The following is a 14112-nucleotide window of genomic DNA, read 5'->3' on the forward strand; positions in this document are numbered from 1 at the left end:
CGGTCGTCACGCCGGTTGCCGGCCGGTCGCCGCGGCCGGGCCGGGAGTGCGGCCGGACGTACGGCTCGGCGCGAGGCTCAGTGCTCGGTTCAGTGCTCGGCTCGGCGCGCGGCGAAGCCGTAGCGCACGCCGGTGAGCCGTTCGGAGTTCTCCCACAGCCGCGCGGAGGCGGCGTCGTCGCGGGTGCGGCGGGCGCGCGGTGAGGGGCCGGGCGTGCCGCGCATGCCCAGCACGCGCGGGCCGGTGAAGGAGTCCGGGCGCACACCGGGGGCGGTGGCGGCGTACAGGGTGGGGGCCGCGCCCAGTTCCGGGGAGGAGGCGACCAGCCGGTTGAGCAGGTGCGCCCCGCGTTCCAGGGCGCGGTTGCCGGCCAACCGCGGGCCCCTGCCCTGGAGTTCGGTCGCCGACCAGCCGGGGTGGGCGGCGGCGGCCACCAGTCGGTGCTCGATGGTGCGGCGGGCCAGTTCGTGGGTGAACAGCAGGTTCGCGCTCTTGGACCGGGCGTAGGCCGTCCACGGGTTGTACCTGGCGCCGCTCGCCGGGTCGTGCGGATCGACGTCCGAGAGCAGGTGCATCAGGCTGGAGACGGTGACCACCCGGGCGGCGGGGGCGGCCAGCAGCCGCTCCAGCAGCAGTCCGGTCAGCGCGAAGTGGCCCAGGTGGTTCACGCCGAACTGCGTCTCGAAGCCGTCGGCGGTCCTGGAGAACGGGATCGCCATCAGCCCCGCGTTGTTGACCAGCAGATCCAGCCGGTCGAAGGGGAGCTCGTCGGCGAAGGAGCGCACCGACGCCAGATCGGCCAGGTCCAGCACCCGCACCTCGGCCCGCGCCTTCGGAGCCTTGGCCCGCAGCCGCTCCAGGGCCTCCTCCCCGCGCGTCCGGTCGCGGCAGGCGAGCACCACCTGCGCGCCGCACCGGGCCAGTTCGCGCGCGGTCACATAGCCCAGGCCGCTGTTGGCGCCGGTCACCACGGCCGTGCGTCCGTCCAGGCGGGGGATGTCCCGTACCGTCCAGCCCATCTGCCACAGCTCCTCGCCTCGGCGCCCGCCCGATCCCACGGTGACGGCGCGATCGTCTCCTTCGCGCGGCACAGCGTAGGCCGGACGGGACGCCGAGGCGAGGAAGGCGGCGCCCGCCGGGGGGCGGGGCGGGCGCCGGCTCGAAGGGCCCCGGCCGAAAGGGCCCGTGTCAGGGCTGCAGGACGCGGACCTCCGTCCCGCAGGTCATCCGGCGGCCGAAGCCGACGGTGCGCTCCGGCCCGGTCAGGGTCAGCGGCACGGTGTGGCGCACGTCGGCGCTGGACGCGGCCAGCCGCAGCTCCACCGCCCCGGGCTCGACGACCCGCTGCCCGGGCCGCACGGTGTACGAGGCCAGGTCGGCGTGGAAGTCGAAGACGACCTCGGCCGCCTGCCCCGGCTCCAGCGCCACCCGCGTGTAGCCGACCAGCTGGACGACCGGCCGGGCGACGCGCGCCACGGGGTCGTGCAGGTAGAGCTGGACGACCTCGGTGCCGGCCCGCTCGCCGGTGTTCCGCACGGTGACGCGGATCTCGGCGGAGCCGTCGGTCGGCAGCGTGTCGGCGCCGGCGCCCGCCGCCTCCCACTCGAAGGAGGTGTACGACAGGCCGTGCCCGAAGGGGTACAGCGGCGTCGGGTCGATGTTGCTGGCGTCACCCTTGAGGCCCAGCGGCGGCACGAGGTAGGTCCACGGCTGGCCGCCGGTGCCACGCGGCACGCTGACCGGGAGCCGGCCGGAGGGGTTGACCCGCCCGGTGAGGACCCCGGCGACCGCCGGTCCGCCCTCCTCGCCCGGGAAGAAAGCCTGGACGACGGCGGCCAGCCGGCCCTCCCACCGGCCGAGCGCGTACGGGCGGCCGGTGAGCAGCACCAGCACCACGGGCTTGTCGGTGCTCTCCAGCAGGGCGTCCAGGAACGCCGCCTGGCCGTCGGGGAGCGTGAGGTCCGCGGCGTCGCAGCCCTCGCCGGAGGTGCCGCGGCCGAAGAGGCCGGAGCGGTCGCCGAGCGCCGCGATAACGATGTCGGCGTCGGCGGGGGAGTCGGTCAGCACCGCTCCGGGCAGTTCGGCGCCCAGGGCGTCCAGCAGCGTGGGGATCTCCACGCCGACGGGCAGCTCGGGGTGCTCGACGCCCACGTGCCGGGGGAAGGTGTAGCAGCCCAGCATGGCCGCCCGCTCCTCCGCGTACGGGCCGACCACCGCGATGCGGGCGGTGGGGTGCACGGGGAGCACTCCGCCGGAGTTGTCCAGCAGGACGACGGACTCCTCGGCCACGCGCCGGGCCAGCGCCCGCATCGCGGGCGGGTCCAGGTCCACGGTGCCGCCGGAGGCGGCGGGCGGGGCGGCCGACCAGTCGGGGTCCAGCAGGCCCAGCTCGCACTTCTGCCGCAGCACCCGCAGCGCCGCGCGGTCCACCAGCTCCTCGGGCACCTCGCCGGAGCGGACCGCCTTCAGCAGCGGCTCGCCGTAGCAGCGCAGGCCCGGCAGCTCCACGTCCACGCCCGCGGCCAGCGCCAGGGCCGCGGCGCGGGCGGGGGAGTCGGCGACGTGGTGGGCCAGCTCCAGGAAGGAGACGCCGAAGTAGTCGGAGACCACCGTGCCGGCAAAGCCCCACTCCTCGCGCAGCAGGTCGGTGAGGAGCTCGGTGTGGGCGGCGGCCGGGACGCCGTCGAGGTCGTTGTAGGCGTGCATGACCGAGCGGGCCCCGCCCTCGCGCAGGGCCATCTCGAACGGCGGCAGGATCACGTCGGCCAGCTCGCGCGGGCCGATCGAGACGGGGCCGTGGTTGCGGGCGCCGCGGGAGGCGGAGTAGCCCGCGAAGTGCTTGAGGGTGGAGACGATCCCGGTGGACTCCAGGCCCGCCACATAGGCGGTGGCCAGCGTCGCCACCAGATAGGGGTCCTCGCCGATGGACTCCTCGGTGCGGCCCCAGCGCGGGTCGCGCACCACGTCCAGGACCGGCGAGAGGCCCTGGTGGATGCCGACCGAGCGCATGGAGTCGCCGATGGCCGCGGCCATCTCGCGCACCAGCGCCGGGTCGAAGGTGGCCCCCCAGGCCAGCGGCGTGGGGAAGATGGTGGCCTGCCAGGCGGTGAAGCCGGTCAGGCACTCCTCGTGGGCCAGGGCGGGGATGCCGAAGCGGTTGGCCGCGGCGACCTTCGTCTGGAAGGCCGCCAGGGCCCGCGCGCCCTCGGCCGGCTCCACGGGGGCGGTGCCGAAGGGGCGGGTGAGCTGGCCCAGGCCGTGGGGCAGCAGGGCGTCCAGGTCGACGGTTTCGGAGACCTCGTGCTGGAGCGGTGCGACGTCCTCGCCGTCGGACTCGGAACCCGGCCAGACGCTGGAGAGCTGTGCGAGCTTCTCCTCCAGGGTCATCCGGGACAGCAGGTCGGCGGCGCGCTCCTCGACGGGTCGGGAGGTGTCCTGCCAGGGGTGGTGATGCATGAGGCTCCTTGTGCGGCGTCGGCGTGTCCGGCGCGTGTCCCGTGGGACGGGACGCGCGGATCAGCGTCCGCCGACTCCCATGAGGCCGTTGATGAGCTGACGGCGGGCGAAGAGGTACACGACGAAGATCGGCACGATCGACAGCACGACCGCGGCGAGCAGTGCGGGGATGTCCACCCGGAACTGGCCGACGTAGTCGTAGAGGCCGAGGGTGAGGACCCGGCTCTCGCGCGACTGGGTGAGGATCAGGGGGAAGAGGAAGTTGTTCCAGGCCTGGAGCGCCGCGTAGACGCCGACGGTGGAGATGCCTCCCCGGGAGAGGGGCACGACGAGCTGGAGCAGGACGCGGGTCTGGCTCGCGCCCTCCAGCGCCATCGACTCGTACATCTCCTCCTCGATGTCCCGCATGGTGCCGGCCAGGATCAGCACGCAGACGGGCAGGCAGAAGGCCGCGGTTGGCAGGATGATCGCCAGCAGGCTGTCGTAGAGGTTCAGCTGGGTGATCAGCAGGTAGATCGGGATGATCACCGCCTGCGCGGGGATGGCCAGACCCAGCAGGAAGAACTGGAAGATCCGCTGGGAGGTGCGGCTGAGGGTGCGCACCACGGTGTAGCCGACGCACACCGACAGGACCACGACGATGGCCGCGGTGGCGACCGTGACGATCGCGGTGTTGAGCAGGTAGACGAGGAAGTCGCTCTCCAGCACCGTGCGGTAGTTGTCGAGCGTGAGGTCGCCCGGCAGGCTCAGCGCGCCCTCGTCGAAGTAGGAGTCGCGGTCCCGCAGCGTGGTGAGGACCAGGACGTACAGCGGCAGGCCGACGATGACCAGCCAGACGACGGAGGCGACGCCCGCCGGGATGTTCCACTTGCGGACGCGGCGCAGCCTGCCGCGCAGGCCCCGGTCGTTGCGGGCCTGGGGCTCGCCGGCCCGCTCGGCGGCGGGGGAGGGCCGGTGCTCCGGCCGGACGGCGGTCTTCACATCCCCTCCCGGGTGCTGCGCATCTTGCTGAAGCCGGTCGCCCGGACCATCAGCAGGGAGATGGCGGTGGCGACGATCACCAGGGTGGTGGCGATGGCGCTGGCGTAGCCCATGTCGTACGCCTGGAAGCCGGTCTCGTACATCAGGTAGGGCACGATCGTGGTGTCCGTTCCCGGTCCGCCCTCGGTCAGGATGAGGACGGTGTCGAAGAAGGTCAGCGCGCCGACGACCATCAGCACCGAGGAGGTGACGATGGTGTTGCGCAGCTGCGGCAGGGTGATGGAGAAGAACTGCCGCACGGTGCTCGCCCCGTCGATGGAGGCGGCCTCGTAGAACGACTTGGGGATCTGCCGGGCGCCGCCCTGGTAGAGCAGGGTGTGGAACGGGATGAACTGCCAGGCGGCGACGAAGGCCACGGCGGCGAAGGCGCCGTCGCCGGTGCCGAGCAGGTTGCCGTCCTCGATCCCCAGCCACGGGCCGATCTCGGCGATCAGGCCGAAGTTGGGGTCCAGCAGCGACTTCCACAGCAGCGCCAGCGCCACGGAGGAGGCCAGCAGCGGCAGGAAGAAGATCGCGCTGAGGACGGCCCGGTTCCTCTGCCGGCCGGCCGACCACACGCCCAGCAGCAGGGCGACGGGTGTCTGGATCAGCCAGCTGACGCCGGTGAGCAGGACGCTCAGCCAGATGGCCTGCCGCATGGTGGGGTCCTCGAACAGCCGCTCCCAGTTGCCGGTGCCGCTGACCGAGGGGAAGTCGCCGAGGCCGTCCCAGCTGGTGAAGGAGAGATAGCCGACGAGCACCATGGGGCCGACGGCGAACAGGACGAAGAACAACACGCCGGGGACCGCCCAGGCAATGCCCGGGCGGCCCACGCGCGGCGACGCGGTCGGTACTGCTTGCTTCACTTGAGGGCCTTCATGGCGTCGACGAACTCTTCGGGGCTGAGCTGCTTGTTGAAGAGCTTCTGGATGTTGGTGAGCATCGGCGAGGCCTGCTGCGCCGGCAGTGCCTGGTCCCAGGAGAGGGTGAAGTTCGGGGCGTCGCGCACCAGGTCGTACTGGAAGAGGGCGTAGTCGGGGGCGGGGTGCCCGGCGAGCATGTCCTCGGAACCGGAGGTGGTGGGCACGTCGCCGTTGTCCACCAGGGCCTCGGCGTACCAGTCCTCGGCGGCGGTCTTGACGAACTCCAGGGCCGCCTCGCGCTCGGCGCCCTTCAGCTTGGAGCTGACCGACCAGAAGTTGGTGGGGTTGCCCACCACGTTCTTGGGGTCGCCCTCGCCGTCGGGGAGGGCGGGGAAGGTGGTCCAGCCCAGGCCCTTCTCGGCGAACTCCTTCTGGTTGGCCTGCTGGTTGGAGTACTCCCAGCTGCCCATCAGGTGCATGGCCGCCTTGCCCTTGGCGAAGAGCGTGGAGGCGCCGTCGGCGGTGTAGTTGACCGAGGCGTAGTTCTTGCCGAACGCCCCGCGGTCCACCAGGTCGCGGATGGTCTCGGCGGTCTTCAGCACGGCCGGGTCGCCCCAGGCCGAGGAGTCGCCGTCCTGGATGCGCTGGAAGACCTCGGCGCCGCCTATGCGGTCCAGCAGGTACTCGACCCACATCAGCTCGGTCCAGGCGTCGGTGCCGGCGAGCGCGAAGGGGGTGACGCCCTCCTTCTTGAAGGTGTCGACCAGGTCCAGCAGGTCGTCCCAGGACTCGGGCGGCTGGGCGCCGGCCTTCTCGAAGACGTCCTTGTTGTAGAAGAGGACCACCGGCTGCATGCCCCGCATCGGGACGCCGTAGATCTTGTCGTTCACCTTGCCCGCGTTGAGGATCGAGGGCAGGAACGCGTCCTTGAGCTTCTCGTCCTTCTGGATCTCGGGGGTGAGGTCGACCAGCATGTCCTTCTCGACGAAGTTGCTGATGCTGCCGCCGCCCCAGTTGAAGAAGACGTCGGGCGCGTTGGGCGTGCCCATCGCACTGCGCATCTTGTCCTGGTAGCCCTCGCCGGGCACCTCGACGAGCTTGGCCTTGACATCGGAGGTCTTGTTGAACCGCTCGACCGCCTCACGCTGCACCTTGGTCGAGGCGTCCTGGTAGACCCACACCTCCAGGGTTCCGCCGGCCTCCTCCTCGCCGGGCCCGCCGCTGCCGCAGGCGGTGAGCACGGAGGCGGCCAGCACCGCCGCCGTCAGCGTGGCGGCGTGGCGCCGCCCGAATCCCTTGCGGCCTCTCACGGCCGAGCCCTGCACTGCTGTTCGCATCGCATACCTTCCGGAAGGACTCCGAAAATTATCGGTAGTGGTGGTGGGAAAGTACGTACGCGTTTCAGCCGTGTCAACAGGTCTGACAAAAAACGGGACCTCTGGCCCGGCAGCGTGATGCGCCCGTTATATGGAGTTGTCCGGTCCGCTGCCGGGATCAGTTCCGCAGCGGTGCCGTACTGGCACGAACGACCAGCTCAGTGGCGAGTTCCACGCGCGGGGAGTCGATCTCCTCACCCCTGGCCTGACGCAGTACGGTGCGGGCCGCGACCTTGCCCATCTCCACCAGCGGCTGGCGCACCGTCGTCAGCGGCGGAGCGGACCAGCGGACTTCCGGAAGGTCGTCGAATCCGACGATGCTGACGTCCTCCGGCACCCGCATCCCGCGCCGCCGCAGCGCCTCGATCGCGCCCAGCGCCATCTGGTCGCTGGCGGCGAACAGGGCGGTGGGCGGCTCGTCCAGGTCCATCAGCCGGTTGCAGCCGGTGAAACCGGCCTCGTGGTAGAAGTCGCCCGGTACCATCAGCCGGTCGTCCACGGGGACGCCCGCGGCCTCCAGCGCGGCGCGGTAGCCGTCCAGCCGGGCGCGGCTGCACAGCAGCCTCGGCGGCCCGGCGATGAAGCCGATGCGGCGGTGGCCCAGCTCCAGCAGGTGCTCGGTGGCGGACATGCCGCCGGCCCAGTTGGTGGCGCCCACCGTCGGGGCGTCCAGGGCCGGGGAGCCTGAGGGGTCCACCACCACCAGCGGCACGCCGAGGCGGTGCAGCTCCTCGTGGAGGACCGGCTCCAGGACCGAGGTCACCAGGATCACGCCCCCCGAGGCGCGGGCCCGCAGGTTGCGCATCCACTGCCGGGCCGAGCCCGCGCGGTCGTGGATCGCCGAGACCACCGTGCCGAAGCCGACCTCGTGCGTGGTCTCCTCCACGCCGCGGATGATCTCCACCGCCCAGGGGCTGTCGAGATCGTTGAAGACCAGGTCGATCAGGGCGGGCCGGTCGCCGGAGGAGGCCGTGCGGCGGCGGTAGCCGTACTGCCGCAGCAGCTCCTCGACCCTGGCCCGGGTCGCGGGCGCGACGTCCGAGCGGCCGTTGACCACCCGCGAGACCGTGGGGACCGAGACCCCCGCCTCCTGGGCGATCGCCGTGATCGTGACCTTCTGCTCCACCTTGGGTGCCATCCTCTGCTCCGCGACTTTGCCGGCCGCGGCGACCGCGCCGTCCGTCATGCCGTCTCCCATGCTCTCTCCTCCACACGCGCACACCGTTGACGGGCGTTCCCATCGGCTCTACCGTTCCCGGCGCACCCTCGAAACCTTCCAACAGTCTTCCGGAAAGAGTTCCGGGGCGTCGAGAGAGGGACACCCCAGCATGAGGCAGCACCGTGTACGCACCGTACGTCGTTTAGCCCGGGCGGCCGTAGCCGCCTCCGCCGCGGCCGCGGCCCTGACCTTCGGATTCAGTGCCCCGAGCCAGGCGGCCGACCCCTCCCTGCGCGAAGTCGCCGAGTCCACCGGCCGCTTCATCGGCACGGCCGTCAACGACGGTCTGCTGAGCAACGGGACCTACAGCGACATCGTCAGCACCGAGTTCGACAGCGTCACCGCCGAGAACGCCATGAAGTGGGAGGCGGTCGAACCCCAGCGCGGCCAGTTCAACTGGGCCGGGGGCGACCGTCTGGTCCAGTTCGCCCAGGCCAACGACCAGCTCGTCTACGGCCACACCCTGGTCTGGCACAGCCAGATGCCCGGCTGGCTGCAGAACGGGTCGTTCTCGAACAGCGAGCTGCGCACCATCGTGACCGACCACGTCACCACCCAGGTCAGCCGCTACAAGGACAAGGTCCAGCGCTGGGACGTGGTCAACGAGGCGTTCAACGAGGACGGCTCGCTCCGGCAGAGCAAGTTCTACCAGCAGCTCGGCGCGTCCTACATCGCGGACTCCTTCCGGGCCGCCCGCGCCGCGGACCCGGACGCCAAGCTGTTCATCAACGACTACAACACCGAGACGGCCAACGCCAAGAGCGACGGTCTGTACCGGCTGGTCAGGGACCTGAAGGCACAGGGCGTGCCGATCGACGGCGTCGGGTTCCAGAACCACCTCATCGTCGGCCAGGTCAACGGCCAGGCGATCCGGCAGAACCTCCAGCGCTTCGCCGACCTGGGCCTGGAGGTCGCGGTCACCGAGCTGGACATCCGGATGCGGATGCCGTCCGACAGCTCCAAGCTCCAGCAGCAGGCCCGCGACTACCGCGCGGTGGCCGACGCCTGCCTGGCGGTCTCCCGGTGCTCCGGCATCACCGTCTGGGGCGTCAGCGACCGGGACTCCTGGGTGCCGGACGTCTTCGACGGGGAGGGCGCGGCCTGCCCCTGGGACGAGAACTACCGGCCCAAGCCGGCCTACGACGCGCTGCGCGACGCCTTCGTCGCGGCGGGCGGAGACCCGGGCGACCCCGACGACCCGGACAACCCGGGCGACCCCGACCCGCCCACGGGCGACTGCTCCGCCGCCTTCACCGTCTCCAACCGCTGGGACACCGGCTCGGTCGTCTCCGTGACCATCCGCACCGGACAGGCCCTGAACGGCTGGCGCGCGCAGTTCGACCTGCCGGCCGGGGTGAACCTGGCCAACGGCTGGAACGGCGCGTTCTCGCAGAGCGGCCGCACCGTCACCGTCTCCAACGCCGCCTACAACGGCACGGTCTCGGCCGGTGGGACGATCTCCTTCGGCTTCCAGACCAGCGGGGGCGCCGCCCAGGACGGCACCCGCGTCAGCCTCGGCGGACAGGAGTGCGCCGCGGGCTGACACCGGCTCCCGTCCGGTGCGCCGAGCCGCCAGGGCAGGGCGGCCGGAGCGCCGGACGGGGCGGACGGCCCCGGTCGCGGCCCGCCCCACACGGGCCGCGGCCGGGGTCCTTTCGCCGCTCCCCGCCGATCTGCTCCGTCCTCCTGCCGCTTCCCGCCGTCCCGGGTGTTCCTCAGCGCGTGCGGACGGCGTACACCGGCACCGACACCGCGTCGTCGTCCAGACACCGGCCCGTGGCCAGGTCGAAGCGCTGCTTCAGCAGCGGGGAGGCCACGAAGGCCCGGCCGCCCGCCGAGCCCAGCAGCCCGCGCGAGAGCACGTAGGCGCCGGTGAACGGGTCGCGGTTGCCGACCGCGTACGTCCGGCCCGCCCGGTCCCGGAACACGGCGATCTGCCGGCCGTCGGGCAGCAGTGCCGCCACCCCCCGCCCCGGCACCAGGTCGGACAGGCGGCACACCGCGGCCCAGCCGCCGTCGGCGCGCACCTCCACCCGCAACCCGGCCGCCCGTTCCTCCCCGGAGGCGGCGACGGCCGCCGCGGTCGCCGGGGTCGTCGCCGTGGTCGTGGTCTCCGTTGTCACTTCTGTCGTCACTGCGGTCATCGGGCCGCGCTCCCTTCGAGGGCATCGAGCGTGCGGACGGGGATGTCGGGGCCGGACAGGAGGGTCAGGTCGGGCCGGACCTGATCGCGCTCGGCGACGAAGCGCACCGACGGGTCCGGCGCGCCCGGGGCGTTGACGAAGGACACGAACCGCCGCAGCCGCTCGGGATCGTCCAGCGTCGCGGCCCACTCGTCGCGGTAGTTCGCCACGTGGTCGGCCATCAGGGCCTCCAGCTCGGCGCACAGCCCCAGCGAGTCGTGGACGACCACGTCGCGCACATGGTCCAGGCCGCCCTCGATCCGCTCCAGCCAGGCGGCGGTGCGCTCCAGCCGGTCGGCGGTGCGGATGTAGAACATCAGGAAGCGGTCGATCAGCCGTACCAGCTCGGCGTCCGACAGGTCCTTGGCCAGCAGGTCGGCGTGGCGCGGGGTCGCGCCGCCGTTGCCGCCCACGTACAGGTTCCAGCCGTTCGCCGTGGCGATCACCCCGAAGTCCTTGCTCCGCGCCTCGGCGCACTCGCGCTGGCACCCGGAGACCGCCGACTTCAGCTTGTGCGGCGCGCGCAGGCCCCGGTAGCGCAGCTCCAGGTCGATGGCCATGCGCACCGAGTCCTGCACCCCGTAGCGGCACCAGGTCCGCCCCACGCACGACTTCACCGTGCGCAGCGCCTTGCCGTAGGCGTGGCCCGACTCGAAGCCGGCGTCCACCAGCCGGGCCCAGATCGCCGGGAGCTGGTCGACGCGGGCGCCGAACAGGTCGATCCGCTGGCCACCGGTGATCTTGGTGTAGAGGCCGAAGTCGCGGGCCACCTCGCCGATCACGATCAGCTTCTCGGGCGTGATCTCACCGCCGGGGATGCGCGGCACGACCGAGTACGAGCCGTTGCGCTGGATGTTGGCCAGATGGTGGTCGTTGGTGTCCTGGAGGGCCGCCTGCTCGCCGTCCAGGACGTAGCCGCTGGCGCCCAGCGCCGGGGCGAGCGAGGCGATGATCGAGGCGACGGCCGGCTTGCAGATCTCACAGCCCTCCCCGCCGCGGGCCTCCCGGCGGCCGTGGCCGTCCAGCAGCTCGGCGAAGGTGGACAGCCGCCGGGTGCGGACGATCTCGTACAACTCGCCGCGGGTGTGGGCGAAGCAGCCGCACAGGCCCTTGTCGACGGTGACGCCGCCCGCCTCCAGCTCGTCGTTGACGAGCGCGGTGAGCACCTTCACACAGCTTCCGCAGCCGGTGCCCGCCTTCGTGCACTTCTTCACCTCCGGCACGGTGGTGCACGCGTGCTCGGTGACGGCCGCGCGGACGGTGCCCTTGGTGACGTTGTGGCAACTGCACACCACCGCCTCGTCCGGCAGCGCGGACGGCCCCAGCGCCGCCGGCGCCCCGGCCCCGGCGGGCAGGACGAGCTGCTCGGGAGCCACCGGCGGGACGCTGCCGGTCAACGGGCGCAGCATGCCGTACGCCTCGGCGTCGCCGACCAGCACGCCGCCCAGCAGGGTGCCGTCGGCGGCGACCACCAGCTTCTTGTAGACCCCGGCGCGCGAGTCGGAGTAGACGACGTCCAGACAGCCCTCGGTCTTTCCGTGCGCGTCGCCGAACGAGGCGACGTCCACGCCCAGCAGCTTGAGCTTGGTGGAGGTGTCGGCACCGGTGAAGGACGCCCCGGCGTCCCCGGCGCCCTCCGCGTCCCCCGTGCTCCCCGCGATCGCCTCTGCCGCCACCCGCGCCATCTCGTAGCCCGGCGCCACCAGGCCGTACACCGTGCCGTCCACGGCCCTGGCGCACTCGCCGATGGCGTACACCGCGGCGTCGGCGGTGCGGCACCGCTCGTCCACGGCGATACCGCCGCGCTCGCCGACCTCCAGACCGCAGCCGCGGGCCAGCTCGTCGCGGGGGCGTACGCCCGCGGAGAAGACCACCAGATCGGTGGCGATCCGCGAGCCGTCCGACAGCGCCATCCCCGTGACGGCCCCGTCCGCGCCGACGGTGATCTCCTTGCCGCCCACGCCCGTGTGGACGGTCAGGCCCATCTCCTCGACGGTGCGGCGCAGGGCGGCGCCACCGCCCTCGTCGACCTGGAGGGCCATCAGACGCGGGTTGAACTCCACGATGTGGGTCTCGAGCCCCAGGCCGCTGAGGGCGCCGGCCGCCTCCAGGCCCAGCAGGCCGCCGCCGACGACCGTGCCCACCCGGCTCCTTCCCGCGTACTCCTCGATGGCGAGCAGGTCCTCCACCGTGCGGTAGACGAAGCAGCCGGTGCTGTCGCTTCCCGGCACGGGCGGCACGAACGGGTAGGAGCCGGTGGCCAGCACCAGCGTGTCGTAGCCGATCTCCAGCCCGGCGCGCGAGGTCACCGTGCGCGCCCGGCGGTCGACGGCGACCGCCGGGTCGCCCAGGTGGAGCTCGATGCCGTGCCGCTCCATGAAGCCCTCGTCCACCAGGGACAGCTCCCCGGGCGTGCGGCCGGAGAAGTACGAGGTGAGCTGCACGCGGTCGTACGCGGGCCGCGGTTCCTCGCACAGCACGACCACCCGGGCCCGCTCGGTCACCTCCCGGCTCGCGAGCTCCTCCAGGAACCGCTGGCCGACCATCCCGTGCCCGACGAGCACGATCGTGGGGCGTGGCGTCCGTGGCATGTCTACAGGCCTCCATCGTTGGTGAGCAGGTGGAGCAGCGGGGCGGAGGGCAGCGGCTCGTCGCCCTCCCAGGCGCGGGCGAGGGCGCCGACGGTGCCGAGGTCGCCCAGGAGGATGCCGCCCACCAGCCGGTCGCCGCGGACGACGACCTTGCGGTAGACGCTGCGGGTGGCGTCGGCGAGACGGACGACGTCGTCGCCCGCGCGGGGCACGGTCTCGCCGAACGCGGCGAGGTCCAGCGCGTCCCCGGGCCCGGAGGGCGGCGGGGCCAGCGTCAGCCGGGTCAGCGCCCGGGTGCCGGTGTACGCACCGCCCGCCGTGCCGCTCTCCGCGCCGCCCGCCGTGCCGCCTGCCGAGCGGTCCGCCGTTCCGTCCGCCAGCAGGACGCGGGCCAGCGCGTCGGCCTGCTCCTGGGCGGCGCCGGCCAGCCCGTAGACCCTCCCGCCGTGCTCGGCGCAGTCGCCGACGGCGTGGATCCGGGGATCACCGGTGCGCAGCTCGTCGTCGACGACGATCCCGTCGCGGACCTCCAGCCCGGCCGCACGGGCGAGCCCGACCCGCGGGCGCACCCCGCAGGCCAGGACGACCAGTTCGGCCTCCAGCCGGTAGCCGTCGGCGAGTTCCACGCCGCGGGCCACGGCCTCCGCGCCGGCGGCCCCCTCCCCGGCGTTTCCCGCGGTCAGCAGGCCGCGGACGCGGCACTCGGTGTGGACCTCGACGCCCAGCCCCTCCAGGTGCCCGCGCAGCAGCGCCGAGGCGCGGGCGTCCAGATGGCGCTCCATGAGGTGTTCGCCCTGGTGGGCGAGGACGGTGCGCACTCCGCGCCCGGCCAGCGCGCGGGCGGCCGAGATCCCGAGCAGGCCGCCGCCGACGACGACGGCCCGCACCCCGGGCCGTACCGCCGCCTCCAGCGCCCGGCAGTCGGCCAGGGTGCGGAAGGGGTGCACGCCGCGGGGCGGCTCGTGCCCGCCGCCGGGGAAGAGCCCGCGCAGCGGCGGCAGCACCGGGTTGGAGCCGGTGGCCAGCACCAGGGTGTCGTACGGCAGCGAGGAGCCGTCGTCGCACCGCACCAGCCGCTCGGCCCGGTCCAGCCGCACCGCCCGCACACCGCGCAGCCAGCGGGCGGCGGGCGGGGCGGGCAGGCCGATCACCTCCGGCGCGTACCGCCCGGCCAGCACTCCCGCCAGCAGCACCCGGTTGTACGGCGCGTGGGGCTCCTCGCCGACGACCGTCAGATCCACGGCGGCGCCGTCGGGGCCGTCGGGGCCGGCGGTACCGAGGGCGCCGGCGGCGGCGAGCTGCCCGGCGAGCCGGGCGGCGGCCATTCCGCCGCCGATCACCACCACACGCTTCGTCGAGGTCATGCGGAAAGCGTGCGGCGCGGCTGTTTCCCGTCCGCATCAC

At 73.0% G+C, this 14112-nt stretch carries 10 protein-coding genes; 1 reads left to right on the forward strand and 9 read right to left on the reverse strand.

Annotation, left to right across the window (positions count from 1 at the left end):
- Nucleotides 1–89: 89 nt before the first annotated feature.
- The 6 genes from BMY40_RS01755 to BMY40_RS01780 all read right to left on the reverse strand — a co-directional run bounded on the left by BMY40_RS01755 (nucleotide 90) and on the right by BMY40_RS01780 (nucleotide 7853).
- Nucleotides 90–1019 carry an oxidoreductase gene (locus tag BMY40_RS01755; protein ID WP_093654597.1) on the reverse strand — a complete coding sequence of 310 codons (930 nt, stop codon included), beginning with the start codon at nucleotides 1017–1019 and terminating at the stop codon, nucleotides 90–92.
- A 169-nt stretch (nucleotides 1020–1188) separates the two neighbouring features.
- Nucleotides 1189–3456: a beta-xylosidase/alpha-l-arabinosidase gene (locus tag BMY40_RS01760; protein ID WP_093654599.1), complete on the reverse strand. Its 2268-nt coding sequence runs from the start codon at nucleotides 3454–3456 to the stop codon at nucleotides 1189–1191.
- Nucleotides 3457–3516: 60 nt separating this feature from the next.
- Nucleotides 3517–4437 (reverse strand): carbohydrate ABC transporter permease, encoded by a 921-nt coding sequence (locus BMY40_RS01765; RefSeq protein WP_177213831.1) that lies wholly within the window; start codon nucleotides 4435–4437, stop codon nucleotides 3517–3519.
- Nucleotides 4434–5342, reverse strand: a complete 909-nt coding sequence (locus tag BMY40_RS01770; protein WP_245769781.1) for a carbohydrate ABC transporter permease — start codon at nucleotides 5340–5342, stop codon at nucleotides 4434–4436. Before BMY40_RS01770 ends, BMY40_RS01765 begins: the two co-directional genes overlap by 4 nt.
- Entirely contained in the window at nucleotides 5339–6595 is a 1257-nt protein-coding gene (locus tag BMY40_RS01775) for an ABC transporter substrate-binding protein (RefSeq protein WP_245769848.1), read from the reverse strand. Before BMY40_RS01775 ends, BMY40_RS01770 begins: the two co-directional genes overlap by 4 nt.
- A 238-nt stretch (nucleotides 6596–6833) precedes the next feature.
- Nucleotides 6834–7853, reverse strand: a complete 1020-nt coding sequence (locus BMY40_RS01780; protein ID WP_093655677.1) for a LacI family DNA-binding transcriptional regulator — start codon at nucleotides 7851–7853, stop codon at nucleotides 6834–6836.
- Nucleotides 7854–8043: 190 nt separating this feature from the next.
- Between BMY40_RS01780 and BMY40_RS01785 the strand changes: the two genes are divergently transcribed.
- Entirely contained in the window at nucleotides 8044–9477 is a 1434-nt protein-coding gene (locus tag BMY40_RS01785) for an endo-1,4-beta-xylanase (RefSeq protein ID WP_093654603.1), read from the forward strand.
- Between the two features lie 172 nt (nucleotides 9478–9649).
- Here BMY40_RS01785 and nirD read toward each other — a convergent pair whose 3' ends face one another.
- The 3 genes from nirD to BMY40_RS01800 are packed head-to-tail and all read right to left on the reverse strand — an operon-like array spanning nucleotide 9650 to nucleotide 14072.
- Entirely contained in the window at nucleotides 9650–10057 is a 408-nt protein-coding gene (gene nirD / locus BMY40_RS01790; RefSeq protein WP_425443072.1) for a nitrite reductase small subunit NirD, read from the reverse strand.
- A gap of 17 nt (nucleotides 10058–10074) precedes the next feature.
- Nucleotides 10075–12708: a nitrite reductase large subunit NirB gene (gene nirB / locus BMY40_RS01795; protein ID WP_093654607.1), complete on the reverse strand. Its 2634-nt coding sequence runs from the start codon at nucleotides 12706–12708 to the stop codon at nucleotides 10075–10077.
- 2 nt (nucleotides 12709–12710) lie between these two features.
- Nucleotides 12711–14072, reverse strand: coding sequence for an NAD(P)/FAD-dependent oxidoreductase (locus BMY40_RS01800; protein ID WP_093654609.1), 1362 nt, complete (start codon nucleotides 14070–14072; stop codon nucleotides 12711–12713).
- Nucleotides 14073–14112 lie beyond the last annotated feature (40 nt).

Origin of the sequence: Streptomyces radiopugnans, assembly GCF_900110735.1 — a bacterium.
GTDB classification, from domain to species: domain Bacteria; phylum Actinomycetota; class Actinomycetes; order Streptomycetales; family Streptomycetaceae; genus Streptomyces; species Streptomyces radiopugnans.

Coding starts and splice junctions, on each gene's coding strand:
- BMY40_RS01755 (WP_093654597.1), bottom strand. CDS start 1,019: ATGGGCTGGACGGTACGGGACATCCCCCGCCTGGACGGACGCACGGCC.
- BMY40_RS01760 (WP_093654599.1), bottom strand. CDS start 3,456: ATGCATCACCACCCCTGGCAGGACACCTCCCGACCCGTCGAGGAGCGC.
- BMY40_RS01780 (WP_093655677.1), bottom strand. CDS start 7,853: ATGGCACCCAAGGTGGAGCAGAAGGTCACGATCACGGCGATCGCCCAG.
- BMY40_RS01785 (WP_093654603.1), top strand. CDS start 8,044: ATGAGGCAGCACCGTGTACGCACCGTACGTCGTTTAGCCCGGGCGGCC.
- nirB (WP_093654607.1), bottom strand. CDS start 12,708: ATGCCACGGACGCCACGCCCCACGATCGTGCTCGTCGGGCACGGGATG.
- BMY40_RS01800 (WP_093654609.1), bottom strand. CDS start 14,072: ATGACCTCGACGAAGCGTGTGGTGGTGATCGGCGGCGGAATGGCCGCC.